General features: G+C 63.4%; 20 protein-coding genes and 1 tRNA gene. 13 read left to right on the top strand and 8 right to left on the bottom strand.

All coding sequences use genetic code 11. The annotated features are described in order from the left end of the window. Position 1: 1 nt before the first annotated feature. Positions 2-982 (bottom strand): alpha/beta fold hydrolase, encoded by a 981-nt coding sequence (locus tag R3P95_RS06155; RefSeq protein WP_121870611.1) that lies wholly within the window; start codon positions 980-982, stop codon positions 2-4. Positions 983-1037: 55 nt separating this feature from the next. Between R3P95_RS06155 and R3P95_RS06150 the strand changes: the two genes are divergently transcribed. The 3 genes from R3P95_RS06150 to R3P95_RS06140 all read left to right on the top strand — a co-directional run bounded on the left by R3P95_RS06150 (position 1038) and on the right by R3P95_RS06140 (position 6320). Further along, a complete protein-coding gene (locus R3P95_RS06150; protein WP_317547695.1) occupies positions 1038-1607 on the top strand; it encodes a TetR/AcrR family transcriptional regulator in 570 nt (189 codons plus the stop codon). Positions 1608-1824: 217 nt separating this feature from the next. After that, entirely contained in the window at positions 1825-5403 is a 3579-nt protein-coding gene (gene mfd / locus R3P95_RS06145; protein ID WP_317547808.1) for a transcription-repair coupling factor, read from the top strand. Positions 5404-5405: 2 nt separating this feature from the next. Then, positions 5406-6320 (top strand): MazG family protein, encoded by a 915-nt coding sequence (locus R3P95_RS06140; protein WP_317532654.1) that lies wholly within the window; start codon positions 5406-5408, stop codon positions 6318-6320. Positions 6321-6428: 108 nt separating this feature from the next. On the opposite strand, the gene R3P95_RS06135 is transcribed toward R3P95_RS06140, so the two are convergent. The 4 genes from R3P95_RS06135 to efeU all read right to left on the bottom strand — a co-directional run bounded on the left by R3P95_RS06135 (position 6429) and on the right by efeU (position 10554). Next, entirely contained in the window at positions 6429-7070 is a 642-nt protein-coding gene (locus R3P95_RS06135) for a dihydrofolate reductase family protein (RefSeq protein WP_317547694.1), read from the bottom strand. 217 nt (positions 7071-7287) lie between these two features. Beyond that, positions 7288-8538, bottom strand: coding sequence for an iron uptake transporter deferrochelatase/peroxidase subunit (gene efeB, locus R3P95_RS06130; RefSeq protein ID WP_317547693.1), 1251 nt, complete (start codon positions 8536-8538; stop codon positions 7288-7290). Continuing rightward, positions 8519-9658, bottom strand: a complete 1140-nt coding sequence (gene efeO, locus R3P95_RS06125; RefSeq protein WP_317547692.1) for an iron uptake system protein EfeO — start codon at positions 9656-9658, stop codon at positions 8519-8521. Before efeO ends, efeB begins: the two co-directional genes overlap by 20 nt. A gap of 14 nt (positions 9659-9672) precedes the next feature. Further along, positions 9673-10554: an iron uptake transporter permease EfeU gene (efeU, locus tag R3P95_RS06120; RefSeq protein WP_317547691.1), complete on the bottom strand. Its 882-nt coding sequence runs from the start codon at positions 10552-10554 to the stop codon at positions 9673-9675. A 177-nt stretch (positions 10555-10731) separates the two neighbouring features. On the opposite strand from efeU, the gene R3P95_RS06115 reads away from it, so the two are divergent. The 10 genes from R3P95_RS06115 (at position 10732) to R3P95_RS06070 (ending at position 20091) form a co-directional block, all read left to right on the top strand. After that, positions 10732-11454, top strand: a complete 723-nt coding sequence (locus R3P95_RS06115; protein WP_317547689.1) for a lytic transglycosylase domain-containing protein — start codon at positions 10732-10734, stop codon at positions 11452-11454. 88 nt (positions 11455-11542) lie between these two features. Further along, a complete protein-coding gene (gene eno / locus R3P95_RS06110) occupies positions 11543-12829 on the top strand; it encodes a phosphopyruvate hydratase (RefSeq protein WP_094639587.1) in 1287 nt (428 codons plus the stop codon). A 193-nt stretch (positions 12830-13022) separates the two neighbouring features. After that, positions 13023-13577 (top strand): FtsB family cell division protein, encoded by a 555-nt coding sequence (locus R3P95_RS06105; RefSeq protein WP_317547688.1) that lies wholly within the window; start codon positions 13023-13025, stop codon positions 13575-13577. Beyond that, positions 13574-14104 (top strand): DUF501 domain-containing protein, encoded by a 531-nt coding sequence (locus R3P95_RS06100; protein ID WP_032377244.1) that lies wholly within the window; start codon positions 13574-13576, stop codon positions 14102-14104. Before R3P95_RS06105 ends, R3P95_RS06100 begins: the two co-directional genes overlap by 4 nt. Continuing rightward, entirely contained in the window at positions 14101-15045 is a 945-nt protein-coding gene (locus tag R3P95_RS06095; protein WP_317547687.1) for a Ppx/GppA phosphatase family protein, read from the top strand. The genes R3P95_RS06100 and R3P95_RS06095 overlap by 4 nt, the downstream gene beginning before the upstream one ends. A gap of 116 nt (positions 15046-15161) precedes the next feature. After that, complete coding sequence (locus tag R3P95_RS06090; RefSeq protein WP_317547686.1) at positions 15162-16613, top strand: short-chain fatty acid transporter; 1452 nt, start codon at positions 15162-15164, stop codon at positions 16611-16613. A 44-nt stretch (positions 16614-16657) separates the two neighbouring features. Further along, positions 16658-16731: transfer RNA gene (locus R3P95_RS06085), tRNA-Leu, on the top strand. A 564-nt stretch (positions 16732-17295) separates the two neighbouring features. Then, a complete protein-coding gene (locus tag R3P95_RS06080) occupies positions 17296-18138 on the top strand; it encodes an HpcH/HpaI aldolase/citrate lyase family protein (RefSeq protein WP_317547685.1) in 843 nt (280 codons plus the stop codon). A 30-nt stretch (positions 18139-18168) separates the two neighbouring features. Continuing rightward, positions 18169-19287, top strand: coding sequence for a tartrate dehydrogenase (locus R3P95_RS06075; protein WP_317547683.1), 1119 nt, complete (start codon positions 18169-18171; stop codon positions 19285-19287). Positions 19288-19290: 3 nt separating this feature from the next. Further along, entirely contained in the window at positions 19291-20091 is an 801-nt protein-coding gene (locus tag R3P95_RS06070; RefSeq protein ID WP_317547682.1) for a fumarylacetoacetate hydrolase family protein, read from the top strand. A gap of 409 nt (positions 20092-20500) precedes the next feature. On the opposite strand, the gene R3P95_RS06065 is transcribed toward R3P95_RS06070, so the two are convergent. From R3P95_RS06065 to R3P95_RS06055, 3 genes are all read right to left on the bottom strand, one after another. After that, the gene (locus R3P95_RS06065; protein ID WP_317547681.1) at positions 20501-20923 is read right to left on the bottom strand and encodes a WhiB family transcriptional regulator; all 423 of its coding nucleotides are present in this window, start codon (positions 20921-20923) and stop codon (positions 20501-20503) included. 431 nt (positions 20924-21354) lie between these two features. Continuing rightward, entirely contained in the window at positions 21355-22896 is a 1542-nt protein-coding gene (locus R3P95_RS06060) for an SLC13 family permease (protein WP_317547680.1), read from the bottom strand. 583 nt (positions 22897-23479) lie between these two features. Further along, on the bottom strand, positions 23480-24439 hold the full coding sequence (locus tag R3P95_RS06055) for an NAD(P)-dependent oxidoreductase (RefSeq protein ID WP_317547679.1): 960 nt from the start codon (positions 24437-24439) through the stop codon (positions 23480-23482). Between the last annotated feature and the right edge of the window lie 72 nt (positions 24440-24511).

The following is a 24511-nucleotide window of genomic DNA, read 5'->3' as shown; positions in this document are numbered from 1 at the left end:
CTCACGAGTTCTTCGCAACGAAAGCCGCTACGTCGTCGCGCAGTCGATCCGGGTATTCACCGTTGATCGCATGTGAGGCGTCGGGATAGAGATGGACTGTCCCATCGGGCAGAGTTCTCTCGGCCGTGGTAGCGGCTTCCTCGGCGTCGTGCATCACCGACCTGCCCGCGATGATTGCCAGCACGGGCACGTCGAGTGTCGCGAGTTCCTTGTCGGTGATGCGCGTGGGCTGCGGCAGTTTCAGCGAGTAGCCCTGCATACCGGCTTCGATCATGTCTGCGATAGGAACGTCCTGGACCTCCGCGTCGCCTGCGGTATAGGAGTTGAAGCTGTCCCGCCAGGATTTCGGAAGCCACGGCACGGCCGCCGGTAGGGCGCGAATCGCAGTGCCCCAGGGAATGTCGGCGAAGGTCTGGGCCGGGTCTATCAGAGTGAGAGTGGCCAGGTGGGTGCTGTCGTGCACCGCCAGGTTCGTCGCGGTCCACCCGCCGATCGACAGCCCGACGAGATGGACCTGATCGGCGGGTAGCGCCTCGAGTGTCTGGTCGAGCCACGCAGCCTGGTCCTCGTCGCTGGAGATCGGCCGTTCCTGGATGCTCCGTCCCGGCTCGCCGAGCAGGTCGACGGTGTAGACGTCACCGATGGTCAGCAGGCCGGGCAGGTTGGCCGCCCAAACCGGCGTGCCCGAGGAACGGCCCGGCAGAAGGAGCAGCGGGTGGGTGGAGGTTCCCGTGCCATCGAACCGATACACGCGGACGACGCCGTAGTCGGTTCTGATGTCGAGCGTCTCCGCAGGATTCGGTAGATCTTCGAACGCGCGGTCGTAGGCGGCGAGGAATCTGTCCTCGCTCGCTGCGCTGTTCCAGTGGCCGACCGGTGAGGGCGACCGGAGTGCGAACGCGAGGGCGAGCGCGCCGACGGTCAATGCCCCGGCGGTGATCTTCAGGTATCGACGCCGTGTGCTCGCTGCTCGGACGTTCATTCGGGATCTCTTAACCGATCGGTAAGTAATTCAACCGTACGGTAGGCTGGCGAGCGTGGCAACGAGAGAACCGAGCTTCATCGAGCGCGCGCGACGCGCTCAGCTGATCGACGTCACGATCGACGCGGTCGCCCGGCACGGGTATGCGAAGGTCTCGCTCGCGCGCATCGCGGACAGTGCCGGAATCACGAAAGCGGCTGTGCTGTATCACTTTCGGACCAAGGATGCGGTGATCGACGCGGCGTATCGATTCGTTCTCGCAGCGCTGGTCGAGGACGTGGCTGCCGCGGTCGAGGCCGTCGACGCGCGGAAGGGACCCGAGGCGTACGTGCGTGCGATGATCGGCCACCTACGCGATCACCCGACGCACACCCGGATGTTGGTCGAGGCGCTCGGCAACTCGGCTCTGGGGCACACCCCGGAAGACCGATGGCGTCCGTTGGCCGACCTCATCGACGCATCCGTCCGGGCTCGCGGGACGGCCGGCATCGATTCGCGCACCCTGGCCATCATCGTCGGCGGGGGAATCGATGCGATCGTCACCGAGCGCCTGCACGACCCGGAGTACGACTCGGCTGCTGCTGCCGAGTCTCTCGCGGCGATGTTGGACGCAGCTCTGAGGTAGTCCGTCGGCGTCTCCCGCCTGCCGGGCTGTCGGTGTGCTCCCATAGACTCGCTGAGGACTGTGCGTAAGCAGCCGTCGCCTCGAATCGCTTCTAGGAGCATTGCTGTTGTCTTCCGATTCTCTGCCTGCCATTTCTCCATCCGGGCCGGCCCCGATCGTTCCCGACGCGGCGCTGCAACTCTCGGGTCTGGCCAGCGTCGCGCTGACGGATTCGTCCATGGTGGCCGTCGCCGATGCGATCGGAACCGCCGAGCACACGCTCATCGGACCGCACTCGGTTCGCCCGTTCGTTGCCGCCGCGATCGCTCAGCACACGCAGCTGTTGATCGTCACCGCCACCGGACGTGAAGCGGACGATCTCACCGACGAACTGCGCCAGATCCTCGGCGGCGGCGTTGTCATGTTCCCGTCGTGGGAGACGCTTCCGCACGAGCGACTCTCACCGAGCGCCGACACCGTGGGCAAGCGGCTGGACGTACTCCGCCGGCTCGCTCGCCCCGGCGACACCGATTACGGCGATCCTCTGCGCGTCATCGTCACCACCGTCCGCTCGTTGGTGCAGCCGATGGCACCCGGTCTGGGCGAGATCGAACCCGTGACCCTGAAGGTCGGCCTGGACATCGACTTCGACGGCTTGATCCATCGACTCGTCGAGTTCGGCTACCTGCGCGTGGACATGGTCGGCAAGCGCGGTGAGTTCGCCGTCCGCGGCGGCATCCTCGACCTCTTCTCGCCGACGGCAGATCACCCGGTGCGTGTGGAATTCTGGGGCGACGAGATCACCGAGCTTCGCGCGTTCGCGGTCTCCGATCAGCGTTCGCTGCCCGATCACGAGGTCGATCTCGTCATCGCTCCGCCGTGCCGCGAGTTGCTTCTCACCCAGGAAGTTCGCGACCGCGCCGCGGTACTCGCAGCCGACAACGCCGGCGACACCGCGTTGGTCGAGATGCTCGACAAGCTGTCCGCCGGCGTCCCGGTCGAGGGCATGGAGGCGTTGCTGCCGCTGCTGCAGCCGGGTGAATTGCAGTTGCTCGCCGATACTCTCCCCGCAGGTACACACGTATTGCTCTGCGACCCCGAGCGAATCCGCACGCGCGCAACCGATCTGGTACGCACGGGCCAGGAGTTCCTCGAAGCATCCTGGACGGCAGCATCGATCGGTGGAGTTGCGCCGCTCGATACCTCCACCCTGGACACCTCCAGCCTCGAAGGTGCGTCACTGGATCTCGGTGCCTCGGCCTACCGTTCGCTGCGACAGGTTCGGGAGTCGGCTCAGGTGCACGGTCGGCCGTGGTGGACCATCAGCCCGTTGGCATCCGGAAACGGCGAAGAAGTCGAACTCGCCGTCGATTCGGTCCCGGAGGTCCGTGGGTCCGAGGAAGCACTGACGGCCCTGTTCGCCACGCTGCGAGCCCATATCGCCACCGGTGGTCGTGCGGTCATCTCGGTCGCGGGCGCCGGTACCGCCACCCGCATCATCGAACGCCTCGCCGAGGCCGAAGTGCCTGCGGCACATCTCGATTCCGGTGCGGTCCCGGTCGCCGACATCGTGAACGTCCTGTGTGGATCGTTGCACGACGGTCTGGTGTTTCCCGACGCGAAACTCGTGGTCGTCACCGAGAGCGACCTGACCGGCAACCGCGTGGCCGCAGCGGGCGAGGGACGTAAGCTCCCGGCGAAGCGTCGTAATCAGGTCGATCCGCTCGCGCTCGTCGCCGGCGACAGCGTCGTGCACGATCAGCACGGCATCGGTCGATTCGTCGAGATGGTCGAACGCACCATCGGTGGTGCTCGACGCGAATACCTCGTCGTCGAGTACGCACCCAGCAAGCGCGGCCATCCTGGAGACCGACTCTTCGTCCCGATGGACTCGCTCGATCAGCTCTCGCGTTACGTCGGCGGCGAGCTGCCGTCTCTGAGCAAGCTCGGCGGATCCGACTGGGCCAACACCAAACGCAAGGCGCGCAAGGCAGTTCGCGAGATCGCCGGCGAGCTGGTGCAGCTGTACGCGGCTCGTCAGGCAGCTCCCGGGCATGCCTTCGGACCCGACACCCCGTGGCAGCTCGAGATGGAAGATGCGTTCGGATTCACCGAGACGGTCGACCAGATGACGGCCATCACCGACGTCAAGGCCGACATGGAGAAGGCGGTTCCGATGGACCGCGTCATTCTCGGTGACGTCGGCTACGGCAAGACCGAGATCGCGGTTCGCGCCGCATTCAAGGCGGTGCAGGACGGCAAGCAGGTCGCCGTGCTGGTGCCGACAACACTTCTGGCGCAACAGCATCTGCAGACCTTCACTGCTCGCATGGCGTCGTTCCCGGTGACCGTCAAGGGGCTCTCGCGCTTCACTCACGGCTCCGAATCCAAAGAGGTCATGGCGGGGCTGGCCGACGGTACGGTCGACATCGTCGTCGGTACGCACCGGTTGTTGCAGACCGGTGTCGCCTGGAAGGACCTCGGGTTGGTCATCGTCGACGAGGAGCAGCGCTTCGGCGTCGAGCACAAGGAGCACATCAAGTCGCTCCGAACCCACGTCGACGTCCTGACGATGTCTGCGACTCCTATTCCGCGAACGCTCGAGATGAGCCTCGCCGGCATCCGCGAGATGTCGACCATCCTCACTCCGCCCGAGGAGCGGCACCCGGTGCTCACCTACGTGGGCGCGTACAACGACAAGCAGGTCGCCGCGGCCATCAGGCGTGAGCTGCTGCGTGACGGCCAGGTGTTCTTCGTGCACAACCGAGTCAGCTCGATCGACAAGGCCGCCAAGAAGATTCGCGATCTGGTCCCGGAGGCCAGGGTGGCGACGGCGCACGGTCAGATGAACGAGGAAACACTCGAGCGCACCGTGCAAGGGTTCTGGCAGCGCGAGACCGACGTCCTGGTGTGTACCACCATCATCGAGACCGGCCTCGACATCTCCAACGCCAACACCCTGATCGTGGAGCGGTCCGATTCGCTCGGCCTGTCCCAGTTGCATCAGCTGCGCGGTCGAGTGGGCCGTAGCCGCGAGCGTGGCTACGCGTACTTCCTGTACCCGCCCGAGAAGCCGCTCACCGAAACGGCCTACGACCGATTGGCGACCATCTCGCAGAACTCCGACCTCGGTGCCGGTATGGCGGTGGCGATGAAGGACCTCGAAATCCGCGGTGCCGGAAACGTTCTGGGAGCAGAGCAGTCCGGTCACGTCGCGGGCGTCGGATTCGACCTGTACGTGCGGCTCGTCGGTGAAGCAGTCGAGGCGTACCGCGCGGCCGCCGACGGAAAGCCCATCACCACCGACGAAGCCCCCAAGGAAGTGCGCATCGACCTTCCCGTCGACGCCAACATCCCACCGGACTACGTCACCAGCGATCGGTTGCGCCTCGAGGGTTACCGAAAGCTCGCTGCGGCAGCCGATTCCGAGGGCATCGACGCGGTCATCGAAGAACTCGTCGACCGGTACGGTCCGCTGCCCGAGGAAGTCGGCCGCCTGGTCTCCATCGCCAAGCTGCGGCTTATCGCGAAGGAATACGGCCTGACCGACGTCAATGTTGCCGGAACACAGGTGAAGCTGGCTCCGATGGACCTACCCGATTCCAAGCAGATCCGCCTCAAGCGGCTCTACCCGAGCGCTGCCTACCGGGCCACCACCGGTGTGGTGCAGTTGCCACTGCCGCGCGTCGAAGGCGGCGGCGTGGGGGCGGCGCGCGTACGCGACGTCGAATTGGTGCAGTTCATCGCTGATCTCATCCTATCCTTGGACGGTAAGCCATCTCGGTCGGTGTTGTTGGAGCAAACAGTGGGGGTGTAGCGGTGACGGTAGTTCTGCTCGACCCTGTTCGGCCCACACAAGTGCCGGTGGATGCTGTCGAATTTCTCGGCGGTGCAGTGCAATTCACCGAAGAAGTGCCGGTGCGAGTGCGGTGGCTGTTCTCGGGAACCGCTGCGCCCGACGCAGTCGACGCGGTGCTGGTGAGCACCGATCCCGCCAACCCCGACGTCCAGGAACGGATTGCACGCGGAGAACGGGTCATCGCCGCCGAGAAGCTGCCCGGTGACGACCTCATCGCAGCGGTCCGGCTCATGGATCGGCTGCGCACCCTCGGCGGATGGGAAGCGCAGCAAACCCACGAGTCTTTGCGCGGCTACCTGCTGGAAGAAACGTACGAGCTGCTCGACGCCATCGCCGCGGGCAACCTGGTGGACTTGCGCGAAGAACTGGGAGACCTGTTGCTGCAGGTGCTGTTCCATTCCAGAATTGCTCAGGATGCCGCCGAGAACGCGTTCGATGTCGACGACGTCGCCGCAGGACTGGTCGCCAAGCTCACCCACCGCAGCCCACACCTCGGTCGAACGGGCAACGGCCCCATCGACATCGCCGAACAAGAGCGAGCCTGGGAAGAGAAGAAGGCGTCGGAGAAGGCACGCGGATCCTGCGTCGACGGAATCGCCCTGTCTCAGCCGTCACTCGCCCTGGCGCAGAAAGTGATCGGACGGGCCACCAAGGCAGGCCTGCCCGACGAGCTGATTCCCGACGGCCTACGCGTCGTACACATCGGGGTCGATCACTCGCACGGTGGAGACAGTGCCGAGGACCTGCTGAGGCGTCGGGTATTGGATTTCGCTGTGTTGATCCGTAATGCCGAAGCCTCCGCCCGCAATGCAGGCATCGGGCCGGGGGAGATGTCTGCACTCGACTGGATCGAGCACTGGGGTCTGCGAGGCTGAGGGCTCACCACCCCGCCCGCTCTCTCTCCGTACCCTCGTCCCTCGGGTTGGGATCAATGTGGGGTTCAGTCGGTCAGAGTGCAACAAAGTGGCATTGATCCGGCCCGGCTACCTGCGCCAGAACAAGTGATGAGTGATGCCGCTGCTACTGGGGACGACCTCGTGCTCGAATCTGTCGTTCAACTCGTCGGGTGAATCCCACAGCTTCAGGCCCGAGCCGAATTCGATGGGCGAGACGACGATGTGCATGGTGTCGACGAGATCGGCGTCGAGGAATTCCCGAATACTGGTGACGCCGCCGCCGAGTCGCACGTCCTTACCGTCGGCTGCCTCCTTTGCTTGCTTCAGTACTTCGGAGGGCTCCCCGTCGACGAAGTGAAACGTTGTGTCGGAGAGCGTGATCGAGGGTCGCTCGTGGTGGGTGAGCACAAAGACTGGAGTGTGGAACGGCGGCTCGTCACCCCACCAGCCCTGCCATTCGTGGTCGGTCCACGGTCCGCGTTGGGGTCCGAACTTGTGCCGGCCCATGATCTCGGCACCGATGTTGTTCGCGAAGTCGCGGGCGAAGTAGTCGTCGAGTCCGCGACTACCACCCGAACCGGCGTTTCCAGGAAAGCTGGCGGTGCCGAAGTACCATCCCATCAGGGCCAGATGGTCGAGTCCGAACGGGCTCTGGAAGCTCTGGTCGACCCCCGCAGCGATTCCGTCGCTCGACACGGTGAAGTTCTGTACCCGAACAAGCTGTCCCATGTGTGCTCCCGAAGTCGATGATAGGACGTACGACGTATGGACCGAGCCGACTGTACAAACTCACCGCTCGACCGCGTCAATGGACCATTGCAGCGGTCAGACGTATGCAGTGTGCCATCCACGCGGACCGGGTTCTCGCGTGAATGAACCCTTGCAGCGGTCAGACGTATGCAAGGGTCCATTGACGCGGACGGGGGTGGCGGGGCCGGCGAGAGAATCACTCGAACAGTGTCGAACCCCAATACTCGGATTCTTCGACGCCGGGTGGGCAGGCGAATACCGCAGACCCGACGTGTTGAATGTATTCGTTCAGTGCGTCCTTGCGCGAGAGTGCCAGTTGCATCGGGACGAATTGGGTCAGTGGGTCGCGGCAGTAGGCGATGAAGAACAGTCCGGCGTCGAGGTGGCCGAAGCCGTCGGATCCGTCGGTGAAGTTGTATCCCCGACGCAGGAGTTGGACGCCACCGAGGTTTTCCTTCGACGCCAAGCGCACGTGCGCGGTCTTGTCGATGAAGGTGCCCTCAGGACCTTGGGATTCGAAGTCGAGGGCGTCGAATTCGTCCTTTTGGCCCAGCGGCGCACCGGTTCCCTTGCTGCGCCCGATCACTCGCTCTTGTTCCTTCAACGTGGTGCGGTCCCAGGATTCGATGAGCATGCGGATTCGACGCGCCACGAGGTAGGAGCCGCCGGCCATCCATTCCTGATCGTCGTCGGCAGAAACCCATACGTTGTCGTTCAGCAGTGTCGGGTCCTCGGCCTTGAGGTTGGCCGTTCCGTCCTTGAAGCCGAACAGGTTTCGCGGGGTCGCCTGGGTGGTCGAGGTGGATGAGGTGCGGCCGAACCCGAGTTGCGACCACTTGACCGACACGGTGCCGAATCCGACGCGAGCGAGGTTGCGGATGGCGTGGACGGCCACCTGGGGGTCGTCGGCGCAGGCCTGGATGCACAGGTCTCCGCCGGAGCGTGCGGGATCGAGGTTGTCGGCAGGGAAGTGCTGCAGATCGGCAAGGGAAGCAGGCCTTTTCGATGCCAGGTCGAAGCGATCGAACAGGCTCGGACCGAACCCGATGGTCAACGTCAGCGACGACGCCGTCAGACCGAGAGCTTCGCCCGTATCGGTGGGCGGGTTGTATTCGCCGCCGTCGACGGCACCGCCGTCGAACGTCTCCTCTCCGCGAGTGAGACGCTCGGCCATCAGCGTCCACTTCTTCAGCAGCGCAACGAATTCGTCGCGGGAGTCGGTGGTGATGTCGAAGGCGACGAAGTGCATGCGATCCTGCGCCGGGGTGACGATTCCGGCCTGGTGCTCTCCGCGGAATTCGACGACATCCGATGTCGGAACCTCGGCACCCGACGCCGTCGCGTGTCCCGCGATGGCCCCGACTCCGACGAGTGCAGCACCGGTGCCGACGGCACCGAAGAGGCGCCGCCGGGAGAACTGGCCGGTCTTATTGTCCTGCAACGACACCCTGCACCTGGCTCACTTCGGCGGACAATGCGTCGATCTTGTTGGACAGTTCTTGGCGCTGCGGCTCGGTCACGGTGTCGTAGAAGACGAAGCCGTCGCCGTTGCGGTACTTGGCGAGTTCGGCATCGAGTTCGGCGAAGCGTGCGTCGATCGCGGTGCCCAGCTCGGCGTTGCGCTCGTCGAGGATGGGGCGGACGGCGGCGATGGCGGCCTGCGAGCCGTCGACGTTGGCTTGGAAGTCCCACAGGTCGGTGTGCGAGAAGAAGTCCTCTTCGCCGCTGATCTTGGTCTTGGCGACCTCGTCGAGCAATCCCTGTGCGCCGCCTGCCACCTGGATCGGGTCGATGGTGAAGTCTTCGGCCTTGATCTTGTCTGCGAGCTCGGTGATGTCGGCCTCGAGCTGATCGGCCATCGCGTTCGTGTCGGGCTGCAGTCCCTGTGTCCACAGGTCCTTCTCGATGCGGTGGAAGCCGGTCCATTCGGCTCCGGGCTCCACATCGGGCTCACGCAGATCGATGCGGGGGTCGAGGTCGTCGGGGAAGCTCTCGGCGACAGGCTCGATGCGCTCGTAATAGCTTCGCGTGATGGGGAACTGGGCCTTGGCCGCATTCACATCCCCGGCCTTGACTGCGGTCACGAACGACGCCGTAGTGTCCTGCAATGCATCGATCTGACTGACGACGTAGCGCTTGTAGCCGTCCGCAGCCTCGGTGAGGAGTCCGTCCTCGCCTGCGGTGCGAACCGACTCGCCGGTGACAACGTAGTCGGCCCGAACGCCGTCGCCCACCATGCCTGCCTTGCACGCGGTTTGGTACGTGCCGGGATCGGGCAGGGCGACGATGAGCTGACGCGTCAGGCCGGGTCCGATGTTCTCCACCTCGCCCATGACGCGGTCGCCTTCGCCGTAGACGTAGAACTCGGTGACCTTGCTGCCGTTGTTGGTGATCTGGAACGTCGAGTTCCCGGTGGTGCCCTCGGAAGCACCGACGTCGCAGGAGGAGTCGGTCGCGGTGACGGCGATATCGCCCGACGCGGCCTCGGTGGAGGACTTCTCGGTGCATCCGGCCAGAGCCATCGGCAGAACCGCGACGGCGGCCAGAGCGTAGGTGGTACGACGCATGGTGGTGGTGCCTTTCAGGAGGATTGCAGAGCAGGCTCGGGTGTCGCGGGAACGCGGACCGGGCGGAGGAAGAGGTAGAGGACGATCACGATGTAGAGCACCCACGCGATCGCTTGGAACACAGTGGGTTCGGGCCGGAAGTTGAAGATGCCGGCGAGCACGGTGCCGTACCAGCTCGAGGCGTCGAAGTGTGCGGTGATGTCGAAGGCGACGGTGCTGCCGCCGGGGAGGACTCCACCGATCTGCAGTGCGCGGATGCCGTAGGCGAGGATCCCGGCGGCGACGACGATCAGGAAGATGCCGGTGTACTTGAAGAACACCGCGAAGTTGACGCGCACGGCACCGAAGTAGAGGAATACCGTCAGGACAGCGGCGAGGACGATTCCGAGCAGCAGTCCCAGCAGTGGCCACAGGCTGCCGTTGGTGTTCTCGGCGTACCCGACCATGAGCAACGCAGTTTCGACGCCTTCGCGGCCGACCGCGAAGAAGGCCAGCGTCAGCACTGCGGCGGGCCCGACGGTCAGCGCTTTCTCCATGTTCGCCCGCAGTTCTCCGGAGATGTTCTTCGCGGCGGTGCGCATCCAGAGCACCATCGCCGTCACGATCACCACAGCAACGAGTGACGCCGCTCCGGCGATGATCTCGGCGGTCAATCCGGTGACGGTGGACGTGCCGTAGTGGATGACGAAGAAGATGGCGGCGACCATGGCGACGGCAAGGCCTACTCCGAGCCAGACCCACTTGAGCGCGTCACGTCGATCGGCTTTGACGAGGAACGCGACGAGGATCATCACGACGATGCCGGTCTCGAGCCCTTCGCGCAGGCCGATCAAGCCACTGCCGAACATTTGGGTGGCGATCGACGGCGCTGAGCCTGCGGCGGCGAGAACTGGCATGAATCAGGCTCCTGCGGTGCGTCGAACATTGGTACGCCTTCCCTCGCAAAGGGTAGGCGACCCTCAGGCGTAAGGGCTGACCAGAACATACACCCTGCAACCCGGCTCGAATACGCGTTGACCAGGGGTTATCTCCGTCTTTAGCTTTCTATTACCTTGCGTGTGCAGGATGGAGTGGTGATCTCCCGTATCTGCGTGCTCGCCACAGCGTCGGTCCTTCTCGCGTTGACGGCGTGCGGCACCGGCGAACCCGAGCGCGAGATTCCCGAGGGCATCCCGCCCGGACCCGGCACCGAAGTGCCGGCCATCGATTTCAACGCGCCCGGGCGGACGGCCGATCTGTTGCTCGCCTGGGCCGAACCACAGACCGAAGCGTTGGGCATTTCGGTGACCGCGTTGGCCTCGTACGGGCACGCGGCCGCGATCATGACCGAGACGGATGCCGATTGCGGAATCGCATGGACGACGCTCGCCGGAATCGGCTACATCGAAAGTCGGCACGGCACCTACCAGGGTTCGTCGGTCGCGCCCGACGGTCTCGTCGCACCGCCGATCCGCGGGATTCCTCTCGACGGCGGACCGGGCGTCGCCGAGATTCCGGACACCGACGGCGGCGTCATGGACGGTGACGCCGAGTTCGATCGGGCCATGGGCCCCATGCAGTTCATTCCCGAGACGTGGAAGAAATGGGGCGTCGACGCCAACGGCGATGGCGTCGCCGATCCCGACAACATCGACGACGCGGCACTGACCGCGGCGCGATACCTGTGCGCCCGCGGCGGTGATCTGCGGACCGCGCAGGGCTGGGAGACGGCGTTGATGGCCTACAACCTGTCGGGTCAGTACCTGCGGGATGTGCGCGATCGTGCGGCCGCGTACTCGGTGGGCACCAGGCCGTAGGACCTCCATGCATCGCGGGCAGTGCAGGGGAGCGGCTAGTCTTGCACCCGGCACAGTCCGTCGGTACCCGTTTATAGGAGAAGCATTCGTGGCCATCATTGAGCAGGTCGGAGCGCGCGAAATCCTCGATTCTCGTGGCAACCCCACGATCGAGGTCGAGGTCGCATTGGACGACGGGACGCTGAGTCGCGCCGCCGTTCCCTCCGGTGCATCCACCGGTGAGCACGAAGCTGTCGAGCTTCGTGACGGCGGAGACCGCTACGGCGGCAAGGGTGTCGAGAAGGCCGTCAATGCCGTGCTGGACGAGATCGCGCCGGCCGTCATCGGCCTGGACGCAATCGAGCAGCGCACCGTCGACCAGGCCCTGCTGGATCTGGACGGCACGCCCGACAAGTCTCGCCTCGGCGCGAACGCACTGCTCGGTGTCTCGCTCGCGGTCGCGAAGTCCGCTGCCGAGTCCACCGGACTCGAACTCTTCCGTTACCTCGGCGGCCCCAACGCGCACATTCTCCCCGTTCCGATGATGAACATCATCAACGGTGGCGCGCACGCAGACAGTGGCGTCGACGTGCAGGAATTCATGATCGCCCCCATCGGCGCACCCACCTTCAAGGAATCGCTGCGCTGGGGCGCGGAGGTCTACCACGCACTCAAGTCCGTGCTCAAGGCCAAGGGCCTGGGCACCGGCCTCGGCGACGAGGGCGGCTTCGCTCCCGACCTCGCCGGCACCAAGGCTGCCCTCGATCTCATCCTCGAGGCTATCGGCAAGACCGGCCTCAAGCCCGGTCAGGACGTTGCGCTCGCTCTCGACGTGGCGGCCACCGAGTTCTACACCGCAGGCACGGGCTACGCCTTCGAGCGTGAGACCAAGTCCGCCGAGGAGATGTCGGCGTTCTACGGTGAGCTCGTCGACGCCTACCCGCTGGTCTCCATCGAGGATCCGCTCGACGAGAACGACTGGGACGGCTGGGTTGCGCTCACCGAGGCCATCGGCGACAAGGTGCAGATCGTCGGCGACGATCTCTTCGTCACCAACCCCGAGCGTCTCGAAGACGGCATCGTCAAGGGTGCGGCCAACGCACTGCTGGTCAAGGTCAACCAGATCGGCACACTCACCGAGACCCTCGACGCAGTCGATCTCGCGCACCGCAACGGCTACAAGACGATGATGAGCCACCGGTCCGGCGAGACCGAGGACACCACCATCGCTGACCTGGCAGTTGCCGTCGGCAGCGGCCAGATCAAGACCGGTGCTCCGGCTCGAAGCGAGCGCGTCGCCAAGTACAACCAGTTGCTGCGTATCGAAGAAGCTCTGGGCGACGCGGCGCGTTACGCCGGCGAGTTGTCTTTCCCCCGGTTCAATTACGAGGGATAGCGAACAGGCTCGTATGACACGAAGTGGAGAGTGAATGATGGCACGGCGCGGCAGGTCCGGGACCAGTCCAGGTGGACGTGATCCCCGACCCCGCGGCCGTTCCTCCTCTTCGAGTCGGTCCAAGGCCGGGGGCGTCTCGCGTGACGCGAACGCCTCCGGCCGACAGGCCACCCCACCGGAACCCTCCGAGCAGGTGCGCGACGCGGTGGTCGGCGGCAAGGCTGCGCCCCGACGCGTCGGTGTTCGCCGTCCCAAGATGCCCGAGCGGACGTTCTTCGGACTGTCCACCGGACGAGCCGTCATTCTCGGTGTCGTGGTGTGTGCGCTGGCACTGACGCTGGCGGTGCCGCTGCGCACCTACTTCTCGCAACGCAGTGAGCTCGAATCCGTGCTGGCCGAACGGCAGGCGCTGCAAGACGACGTCAGCCGCCTGCAGGTTCAGAAGTCTCAACTCGACGAGCCGTCCCGCATTGCGGCCGACGCTCGCGAACGTCTGCGTTTCGTCATGCCGGGGGAGACGCCCTATCAGGTGCAGCTGCCCGGCGACTACTCACCGAGCTCCGAGGACCTCGCAGTGGACAACACTCCGAAGGGACCGTGGTACACCGAATTGTGGAACACCGCGGTCCAGCCACAGGGATCGGACGAGCCCCCGGAGCCGACGTCTGCACCGATGCCTCTCGTACAGCCAGAACCCGCACCGGCCGTGCCGCCGGTGCCAGAACCAGAAGGAGGACCGGTCGGGTGAATTCCTCGGCAGTCTCGCAGGAAGATCTCGATGCGGTCGCATCGCAGCTCGGACGTGAACCACGTGGCGTACTCGAGATCGCGTACCGATCTCCGGACGGCAGGCCGGGTGTGGTCAAAACCGCTCCGAAGCTGCCCGACGGCACGCCTTTTCCCACCCTGTTCTATTTGACGGACCCGCGGCTGACGGCCGAGGCGAGCCGGCAGGAATCGGCCGGCGTGATGCGCGAGATGACCGAACGTCTCGGTACCGACCCGGAATTGGCTGCGGCATACCTGCGCGCCCATCAGTCCTATCTGGCCGAGCGTGACGAGATCGAATCTCTCGGAACCGATTTCACCGGTGGCGGCATGCCCGATCGGGTCAAATGCCTCCACGTGCTGATCGCGCACTCGTTGGCCAAGGGTCCGGGCGTCAACCCGCTGGGTGATGAGTCGGTTGCGTTGGCCGCCGAGAACTCGTTGCGCGGCAAAGCTATTCCGGCCGACTGGCCGACCATCGAAGAACTACGTGCGGAGAAACAATGACCAGGGTTGCAGCGATAGATTGCGGCACCAACTCGATCCGCCTGCTCGTCGCCGACAACAACGGCAAATCTCTCGCCGACGTCGCACGCGAGATGCGCATCGTGCGACTCGGCCAGGGAGTCGACGCCACCGGAGCATTCGTTCCCGAGGCGATCGAGCGCACCCGGGTGGCATTGGTGGAGTACGCGGAGATCATTCGCAAGACCGGGGCCACCGCGGTGCGGATGGTCGCGACGTCGGCTACCCGCGACGCGTCCAATCGGGAGGACTTCTTCTCGATGGTGCGCGAGGTGTTGGGCAAGGTCATCCCCGGTGCCGAGGCCGAGGTGATCACCGGTGACGAAGAGGCGCGGTTGTCTTTCGCCGGTGCCGTCGGTGAACTCGATGCTGCTGCAGGGCCTTTCCTCGTCGTCGATCTCGGCGGTGGCTCCACGGAACTAGTGCTGGGCGACGCGAAAGGCGTGAAATCCGCCTTCTCGGCGAACATCGGCTGTGTGCGACTGACCGAGCGCTTCTTGCACAGCGACCCGCCCACCGCCGACGAAATCAACGGTGCGCGTGAGTATGCCCGCGAGAAATTGGCGGAAGCATTCGAGGAAGTGTCGATCGGCGACGCGTCGAGCTGGGTGGGAGTGGCCGGCACGATGACGACCATCGCCGCGATCGCCAAGGAACTACCCGAGTACGACGCCGACGCCGTGCACCTCTCGCGAGTGCCGTTCGATCAGCTCTTCGAGGTGTGCGAGCGACTGATCGGCATGACGCATACGCAGCGAAGTGCGTTGGGCCCCATGCATCCCGGTCGGGTCGACGTCATCGGCGGCGGTGCAATTGTGTGCAGCGTATTGGCCGAGGAATTCGAGCGACGCGGTGCCGTGAGCTCGTTGACGGTCAGTGAGCACGACATCCTCGACGGAATCGCGATGTCGATCAAGATCTGATCTGCAATTCTGCAGATGCGGCCTGCGGCGATGTAGGTTGCATCGCTGCGTGATTCGGTGAAGCCTTACAGGCGCTGTGGCCCACGTCACGGCTTCCTTCGAGGTGAGGACCACCGATGACGTCACGCGCCGAGCAGGCCCCACCCGACCAGGCACCGGCCGAGAAAGGTCTGGCGCGTGTCGCGCAGATGCTCGCCAGGGGAACCGAGAAGTGGTTCCCCGATGCGTACATCTTCGCGCTTGTCGGTGTGGTGGTCGTTGCTGTCGCTGCCTTCGCCAACGGGTCGTCTCCGCAGAATGTGGTCGACGCGTTCGGAAACGGCTTCTGGGACCTGACTGCCTTCACGCTGCAGATGGCGATGGTCGTTCTCACCGGCTACGTCGTGGCCACATCTCCACCGGTCGCCAGATTGATCACACGATTGGCGCAGGTGCCCAAGAGTTCCAGTAGCGCAGTCAGTTTCGTGGCGCTGCTGTCCTGCTCGGTGTCCTTCCTGAACTGGGGACTGAGCCTGGTGTTCGCCGGTCTCCTGGCCCGAGCCATCGCGCGACGTGACGATCTGCGAACGGACTACCGCGCACTCGGGGCGGCGGCATTCATGGGGCTCGGAGCCGTATGGGCACTCGGTATGTCGTCCTCGGCTGCTCAGCTGCAGGCGACGGCCAGTTCGCTTCCGGCGACGCTGCTTTCGGTGACGGGTGTACTCGACTTCGGAACCACCATCTTCACGTGGCAGTCCTTGCTGATGTGCGTGATCATCATCGTCCTCACCGTGGCCATCGCGCACTTCTCGGCGCCCAAGGGCGCGGCGATCAAAACGGCCGAGGACATGAACGTCAATTTGGACGACACCGTGACCGAGCCTGCTCCGCGCAGTCGACCAGGGGAGTGGCTCGAGTACAGCCGAATTCTTCCCCTTTTCGTGGGCGCGATGACACTGGGATGGCTTGTCTCCCAGCTGTTGACGCTACCGGTGCTGTCGGTGGTCAGCAGCCTCAACGGTTACTTGTTGGTGTTCCTGATGCTCGGGCTCGTGCTGCACGGCACCCCGCGGCGCTTCCTCGATTCCGTGAGCAAAGCGGTGCCCGCTACTGCCGGGATCCTGGTGCAGTTTCCGCTCTACGCCGCGATGGCGGCCATGCTCACCGAAGCGGAGGGCCGGGGAGGCATCACGATTTCCGAGCATCTGGCGACCTTCTTTACCGAGATCGGATCCGGTGGAGGCTTCGCGGTGGTCATCGCGATCTACACCGTCGTACTCGGACTCTTCGTTCCCTCCGGTGGTGGCAAGTGGCTCGTCGAAGCGCCGTACGTGATGCAGTCGGCGACCGACGTGCAGATGAACCTCGGATGGACCGTCCAGATCTACAACGTGGCCGAGGCGCTGCCGAACCTGATCAACCCGTTCTTCATGCTGCCCTTGCTGGCGGTTCTGGGACTGCGAGCGCGCGATCTGATCGGATTCACGTTCCTGCAGTTCATCTTTCACTTCCCGGTGGTCCTGCTGCTCGTGTGGCTTCTCGGCATGACCTCCGAGTTCGTCCCGCCGGTCATCCCGGCCCCGTAGTAGCCCGATATGATCATCACCGCCGGAGCGAACCTCCGGCGGTGGCCCCTATAGCCCAATTGGCAGAGGCAGCGGACTTAAAATCCGTCAAGTGTCGGTTCGAGTCCGACTGGGGGCACCGGAGTCCATATGGATCCAGATTTCTGGACTAGGACAGTGCTTTTCGGGTGGTAGCGTGGACGTCAGCGGCCAACCAAGGATCTGAGTGGACTACTTAGGCAGCGGATTTCAGATCCGCGCGGGAACTACATGCTTCGTCGTAGTGTCTCCGCATTCGTGCAGCTCAGGGTCGGTTTTCGTGATGAATGCTCGTCTCTGCGGGTGGCTCGGTGTCACGAGGCTGTCACAACTGGGACTGTCTGACCTGTTCGGCACACGCGACCTTTCAGTTCCTCTAGTCGAAAAGGGTGAGCTGAAACAGGCTTGGCAGGTAGGCGGGTGATTTGACAAGAGTTACGTCCCGACGAAGCGTTCTCAGAAGTCGTCAACGTAAATTGCATTTCGCGCACCGTGTCGTTCGAAACACGATCTCAGCACGGTTCGATATTGCAGCGGTGCCCCTTGCGGACGTTCTTATAAGATGCAAGACTTACTTCGATACGGTGACTCAGATGAGTGGAGCGCAGGACCGGGTGAGGCCGGACCTCGCCGATCCGGCCTCGACAGGAAGTAGGTCACGACGATGCGGCAGCACAGTGGTGTGCAGTCACGGGTGAGCTCGGAGCGCTCGCGGTCGTGGATGCTGGTGAACGGCAACCGCCCCGATGCCTTCGATGACGCGGCGCGGGCGTCGGCCGATCAGATCATCCTCGACGTCGAGGACGCCGTGGACACACGGTTCAAGTCGATCGCACGCACCCACGTCACGAACTGGCTCGGCCACAATTGCGCATGGGTTCGCATCAACGATCGGTTGTCGGAGCACTGGTCGGATGACGTGGATCAGCTTCGCAACTTGCCGGGATTGAGTGGAGTCGTGCTGGCCAAGACTGAGGCCTGCTCCCAAGTGTCGGAGACCTTCGATCGTCTGGGTGGGCGTATCCCCGTGATTGCCCTTATCGAGTCCGCGCTCGGTGTCGAGGAGTCGACGGCCATCGCCTGCGCACGAGGCACCTTCCGGCTGGCCTTCGGCAGTGGTGACTACCGCCGAGATACCGGTGCAAGCGCACACGACAGCGCGATGTCGTATCCGAGGAACAAACTGGTCGTTGCCAGTCGAATCGGCAAACTACCGGGGCCGATCGACGGGCCGACGGTCTCGGTCGAATCGTCCGAGGTCGAGGAGCAGTCGCTTCTCGCCGTAGCGCTGGGTATGACGGGAAAGCTGTGCGTGAGTATCGATCACCTGTCGACGATCAACACGTCCATGAGCCCCGCCTCCGCGGATCTGACCTGGGCTGCGGAGTTCCTCGCCGAATTCGAGTCCCGCGGGTCGGTGATACGCGACGGAAGCGATCCGCCCCGTCTCGGGCGAGCACGGGCCCTGATCGAACACGCACGTGCACTGGGCATTCAATCAGTCTGATCGAGCTTTTCCACGAACGGAGATCCCCTTATGGGCGCAACACATCGCATTGCTGTCATTCCCGGTGACGGCATCGGAAAAGAAGTAGTTCCGGAAGGGCTGAAGGTCCTTCGAACTGCTGCGTCGGTGTTCGAGTTCTCGCTCGACTTCGAGTATTTCGACTTCGCCAGCGCCGATTACTTTCTGCGGACCGGCCAGATGCTCCCCGACAACTGGTTCGACACGCTCGTGTCTTTCGACTCGATCTTCTTCGGTGCTGTCGGGTGGCCAGAAGTGGTTCCCGACCATGTGTCGCTGTGGGGGAGCCTGCTCCAGTTCCGCCGTCACTTCGACCAGTACGTGAGCTTACGGCCGGTCAAACTTCTACCCGGAGTGCCGAGCCCGCTCGCTGGCCGTGAGCCCGGTGATATCGACTTCTACGTCGTACGTGAGAACACCGAGGGTGAGTACTCGTCTATCGGCGGTAAGATTTTCGACGGGACCGATCGCGAGATCGTCACCCAGGAAACGGTGATGACCCGCACGGGAGTCGACCGAATTCTCAAGTACGCGTTCGATCTTGCACAGACTCGCCCCAAGAAGCACCTGACGTCGGCGACGAAGAGCAACGGAATTTCCATCTCCATGCCGTACTGGGACGAGCGGGTCGAAGCTATGGCCACCGGATACCAGGACGTCCGCGTCGACAAGTATCACATCGATATCCTGGCGGCCAATTTCGTCATGCACCCGGATTGGTTCGACGTGGTCGTCGGAAGCAACTTGTTCGGTGACATTCTTTCCGATCTGGGTCCCGCATGCACCGGCACCATCGGGATCGCCCCGAGCGGCAACATCAACCCCGAGCGGACGTTCCCGAGTCTGTTCGAGCCAGTTCACGGGTCGGCGCCGGACATTGCAGGACAGGGAATCGCAAATCCCATCGGGCAGATCTGGAGTGCGTCGATGATGCTCGATCATCTGGGAGAGACCGAGGCGGCGGCAGCGGTGATGAGCGCAATCGAAAGCGTGCTCGCCCACGGAGGAGACTCACTTACTCCCGATATGGGCGGATCGGCCACCACGAACACCCTCGGCGACAACATCACCCGAGAGTTGATCCGGCTGACGACCGGCTCGGTGACCCCAATGCATCCGATGAGCACCTGAGAAATGGCTTACGTTCGTTACGAATACAGCGGCGAGGTATCGGTCGGGTGGCGTCGAGACACGACGATCTTCCCCCTCGATGCAGGTTCGGTAGGCGATCTGCGTCGCGGCACTTCACACCCCGAATACAGCCGATCTGTGCCCACAGCCGATGTCAGGCTGCTTCCCCCGGTTACCGACACATCGAGGATCATCGGCGTGGGCATGAACTATTACGATGCCCTCCCCGTCGGCGTTGCAGCCCCCGCCTACCCGGTCTTCTTCACGAAATTCGTGTCCTGTCTGGTCGGCGCATACGATCCGATCGAGATGCCCTCGGAGTCGGTGGCGGTGGATGCCGAAGGCGAGTTGGCGATCGTGATCGGTCGCCGCGGCCGGCGCATCCCGGAATCGAGCGCGATAGATCATGTTCTCGGTTGCACGGTCACCAACGACGTGACCGTGCGTGACTTCCAAAGTTTGAGCGCACAGTGGTTGCAGGGCAAGGCCTGGGATTCCACCACTCCGTTGGGGCCGTGGATCGTTCCATACGAGGACGTTTCGCCCGATGCACGGATCCGTACGATGATCGACGGCGTTCTGGTGCAGGACGGATGCATCGACCAGATGATTTTCTCGGTGCCGAAATTGATCTCACTCATCTCGACGTTCATGACTCTCGAGGTTGGTGACGTGGTTCTCACCGGAACGCCAGCCGGCAACGGTCACAACAGAACACCTCGCGAGTACCTGACGGAAGGCCAGACAATCGAAGTGAGTATCGATGGCATCGGCTCCGTCCGCAACGTGGTGACCGCCGGATAGTCCTGTCGTCCAAGGCCTCAACAAATGTGCCCGCACTCGATACGAGGGAGTGCGGGCACATTCACGATTCAGTTACTGCTTCGGTTACCGGTCTCTCTCGTCGGGATCGCGTTGGGTTCCAGTACGGCCGGACTGGGTCGGGTTTCGTCCACACATGCCGTAGAGCCGAGAGCGTGGTCGAGACATGCGGTCCTGACTAGACGATCAGCGCCGGCGTTTGGCGCGAAGCTCGTACCTCACGAGCGACTTCCCACGCGGTCCGGAGGGCCGGACACGCACGGATGCGCTCGGGATCGTGTGATCTCTCCGTGCCTGTCGCAATTGCGATCACCTTTCCACTGTTTCGTGACGCTCGCACCGGACGATGTCACGTCCTGCTGTTGACGCTCCTCGACCGGCTCCTGCTCATTCAGCGCTGAACGGCGCTTCGGTCACGCGCTGGCCTCAGATAGGGCCTGCGCGGCATTCCGATCGAGTGCGGTGCAAACGGACGGACACCTTGGCTCTGGGTGTTGGGTTCTTCCGCGCGTTCCACGGGTGAGGCCGACTGGGACGGGCTACGCACCCGAAACCGTTCGATCGGGGTCAAGCCTCCCCACACCCCATACGGTTCACCGCTCTCGAGTGCATAGCGGAGGCATTGATCGCGTACGGGGCAGGGCTGGCATATTCGTTTTGCCGCGTCTTCGGCCCGTGCGCGAGAACGTCCCCTGAGACCGTGCGGCGGGAAGAACGTCCGAGTGCTGTGGTCGCGGCACCCGGCTTTCAGTTGCCAGTCCCATACGTCAGCTGTCGGCCGGGGCAGTGCGATTACCCCGAAATCGTTGCGCACTGACTAACCTTTCTCTGAATTGGTTGGTAACTCAGGAATTGGGCCGCGGCGTGATGTGGCCGAGTTGGAGGCCGGTGGCACCGGTTGGATCGACGCTCTGATGCACTCGGAGCATCCGGGAACTCGATCCTGTTTGCACGCAGACTATTTCGACGACCACCTCGCTGCCGACGAAGCGTTCTCGTTGCAGGCTGGCGACATGTGACAGCGCTTGATTCGTACTGATCGATTTGCCCAGACAGGCAGTCTCACTGGAGCCACCGATCCGATCTCGGTGAATCCTCCAGTGAGACTGCCCGATTGCCTCCGTTGTCCAGCTATGTGCCACCGGTCGGCCGTGATCGGTCTATCGGACTTTCCGGTTCACACGCTCCACGCGAGCTGGATCACCGAGCATCCGGGTCGTCGAGCAGTTGGACCATCGGAGCCTGCTATTGGAACTCGGGTGGCGCGGTGAACAGGTCGATTCCCCAGGCGTGAGGTAAGAAGAAGAACGTTGCTGCCACGAGGAGGAAAAGCGCAGCGAGGTTGATCCAGAACCCGATTCGCACCATGTCCATGATGGCGATTTTCCCGGTTCCGAACATGACTGCGTTCGGGGGTGTGCCCACGGGCAACATGAAAGCGCAGTTTGCGGCCATCGCGGTGGGCACCATCAGCAAGTAGGGATGGACACCCAAAGCCAGAGCAAAGGCTGCCATGACGGGAAGAATCATGGTCGCCGTTGCAGCGTTCGAGGTGATCTCCGTCAAGAAAAGAACTAGCGCCGCCGCGACGATCACTACGAGCACGATGTTGAGGCCGTCGAGCACCAGTAGCTGGTCCCCGACCCACTCCGAGAGCCCGGTGTCGATGAACCCTGCAGCGATGGCCAACCCGCCGCCGAACAGCAGCAGAATTCCCCACGGGATCTTCTTGGAGTCCTCCCATTGCAGGATCCGCGTTTCGCCGCTGTTGCTGCGTGTGGGCATCATGAACAACACGATGGCCGCGGTGACTGCGATCATTCCATCGCTGATACCGGGCAACAGGTCATCCCAAATGAACCCGCGAGTGATCCACATGAACGCCGTACTGACGAAGACTGCGAGAACTACTTTTTCTTCGGTGGAGAGTCTTCCGAGCAGTGATTTTTCTTGCAGGATCACATCTTTGCCGCCCGGGAGTTCGGCAAACCCGAAGCGGTACACGACGAAGGTCAGGTAGAACCAGGTGAAGGCAAGGAGGAGGATGACGATCGGAACGCCGATAAGCATCCATGCACCGAAGCTGATGGTCTGCCCGAACAGTTCCCCGGATACGGCGGCAAGAACAGCCAGCGGGGGAGTGCCGATGAGTGTGCCGAGTCCCCCGATGGTCGCGGAATAACCGATGGCGAAGACGATGCACTTCTCGAACTTCGGTATCTCATCGACGTATTCACCGTCTTTGAGGGCCTGTGCAGCTTGGTAAGCGACTGCGAGGCCGACAGGAATCATCATCATTGTTGCCGCGGTATTGGAAACCCACATGGAGAGGAAGGAGGTGGCAACCATGAATCCGAGGATGATCCGTCGTGGGCTCGTACCGATCATCGCGACGATGGTCAGTGCGATCCGTTTGTGGAGGTTCCATTTCTCCATGGCGATGGCCAGAGAAAAGCCGCCGAGGAACAGAAAGATGATGTCGTTGCCGTACGCGGAGACAACAAGGTCTCCATCGACCGCTCCGGTGAGAGGAAGTAGCACCACAGGCAGCAGTGAGGTCACCGGAATCGGCACGACCTCGGTGATCCACCATGTTGCGATCCACAACGTGGAGGCCAGAACAGCGACGCCTCCTGATGAGAGCCCTTCCGACCGGAAGAACAGCAGGGTCAACACGAACAGGAGCGGACCCAGAGCGAGGCCGACCAGCCGAGCAGTGGTGTAGCCGCCGGGAGGCCCGCTCTTCGGCGCTTGCTCCTCACTGCGAGGTCGATCCGGTCGATACATCGAAGCCGGCGAGCTTCCACCCGACCGCGCCCCGACCGGTTCGGAACTGTAGGAGCCCCGACCGACGGAGAACATTACGAATTTCTTGACTTGCCGATGGGACTCCCAGAGTTCGTCCCAGACCCGTTTCGCGGAATACGCTGACATGTTCTACCCTTCTAGGTGGTTGCGTTCATTCACCGAACGTTCGCGAGCGGCACTCGAAACACGGTCCGGTGGATGTAGAGCACGAAATTGCTTGCATGAACGCTGCGCGCAACGTTCAGCAGGACACGGGACTTGCCACGGCGGATGCGGGACGCCCCACAAAGATTCATCCGGCCCGGAAAAGGCTGCGGCGTAGTCGGTGGGCCAATTCTTTCAATGACCGGTCTTTTACGATTCCAGTGTCCAAGGTGTACGCATGTGCGTTCTTGATACTCACACGCGCCAGGGAAATCGTCGGACCAGAGCAGTTCATTCCGGCACGGAAGACACCGATCTATCTATTCTGTGGCAGCCCACGAAGATTGGGGAAACCTGCCGACGGCTAGGCCTTCCCGCGCCGTTCACGCTGAATCTCTGGGCTGCGATCGGCTTCGAATCACCTCGCTGCCGTCTCGACGGTGTTGACCGCGCCTTGTGGGTGCTGGCGATCCAACACTGCGACAATGTCGCGTGCGGCGGCAAGGCTTGCTTCGGCGCGTGCTTCGCGGGTTTGACCCGCCAGATGGGATAGCGACACAACATTGGGCATCTTCAGGAGGGGGTTGTCGACGTCGACGGGTTCGCAGGCGAACACGTCGAGCCCGGCACCCGCAATGTCGCCGCACCGTAGAGCGTCGATGAGTGCGGGTTCGTCGACGAGCGAACCGCGAGCTGTATTGATCAGGTACGCCGACGACTTCATCGCCGCAAGGCTTTCTCGGTCGATGATCGGCGCACCGGCGGACTGCGCTCGTGCATGCAATGTGACGAAATCCGATCGCGTCAGGAGATCGTCTTTGGCGACGTAGTCGACGTCGAGGTCGGAGGCAGGGTGGCCAGTAGAAACCAGAACGGACATGCCGAATGCCCGCGCCAATTCGACCACTGCTCGACCACTGGGCCCCAGCCCGATGACGCCCAGGGTGGCACCTCGAAGTTCTCGGGTGTCGTGTCGGGGCCAGGTGCCGTTCTTGACGCCGTCCACAGTTTCACCGATGCGCTTGGCGCACATCAGCAACAGGGCCATGGTCATTTCTGCGACGGCATTCTTGTTGGCACCGGGGGTGTTGCACACAACAATCCCTCGGGCAGTCGCTGCAGCGACGTCGATCGAGTCGTATCCCACGCCGCTGCGCGCGATGACGCGTAGCGATGTCGCTGTTTCGAGCATCTGAGCAGTGACCGATTCGCCGGCAATCAGCGCCGCGTCGGCAGAGAGCAGCAGATCAGCCATCGCGCCCTCGGGACGCCGACCGATCGCCGGACTGTGCACTGTTCGATGACCGGCGGCCCGTAGCAAGTCGTCCACCTGATCGCCGGGCGCGAGATAGTCGGTGGTGATGAGGATTGTTCCCACGGTCGCGGCCCTCCTTGGCCTGTATCGAAATAGTTCGCGGTTCGAAAGGGGGTCTGAAGCGCCAGCACTCAT

Origin of the sequence: Rhodococcus cercidiphylli (assembly GCF_033042225.1) — a bacterium.
GTDB lineage: Bacteria > Actinomycetota > Actinomycetes > Mycobacteriales > Mycobacteriaceae > Rhodococcoides.
Note: the sequence above shows the minus strand (reverse complement) of the source record. Positions and strands in the feature narration are given on the sequence as shown.

Bases quoted from the DNA above. Each gene is read 5' to 3' on its own strand.
- R3P95_RS06155 (WP_121870611.1), bottom strand. From the start codon at position 982: ATGAACGTCCGAGCAGCGAGCACACGGCGTCGATACCTGAAGATCACC.
- mfd (WP_317547808.1), top strand. From the start codon at position 1,825: ATGGTGGCCGTCGCCGATGCGATCGGAACCGCCGAGCACACGCTCATC.
- R3P95_RS06135 (WP_317547694.1), bottom strand. From the start codon at position 7,070: ATGGGACAGCTTGTTCGGGTACAGAACTTCACCGTGTCGAGCGACGGA.
- efeO (WP_317547692.1), bottom strand. From the start codon at position 9,658: ATGCGTCGTACCACCTACGCTCTGGCCGCCGTCGCGGTTCTGCCGATG.
- efeU (WP_317547691.1), bottom strand. From the start codon at position 10,554: ATGCCAGTTCTCGCCGCCGCAGGCTCAGCGCCGTCGATCGCCACCCAA.
- R3P95_RS06095 (WP_317547687.1), top strand. From the start codon at position 14,101: ATGACCAGGGTTGCAGCGATAGATTGCGGCACCAACTCGATCCGCCTG.
- R3P95_RS06090 (WP_317547686.1), top strand. From the start codon at position 15,162: ATGACGTCACGCGCCGAGCAGGCCCCACCCGACCAGGCACCGGCCGAG.
- R3P95_RS06080 (WP_317547685.1), top strand. From the start codon at position 17,296: ATGCGGCAGCACAGTGGTGTGCAGTCACGGGTGAGCTCGGAGCGCTCG.
- R3P95_RS06075 (WP_317547683.1), top strand. From the start codon at position 18,169: ATGGGCGCAACACATCGCATTGCTGTCATTCCCGGTGACGGCATCGGA.
- R3P95_RS06070 (WP_317547682.1), top strand. From the start codon at position 19,291: ATGGCTTACGTTCGTTACGAATACAGCGGCGAGGTATCGGTCGGGTGG.
- R3P95_RS06060 (WP_317547680.1), bottom strand. From the start codon at position 22,896: ATGTATCGACCGGATCGACCTCGCAGTGAGGAGCAAGCGCCGAAGAGC.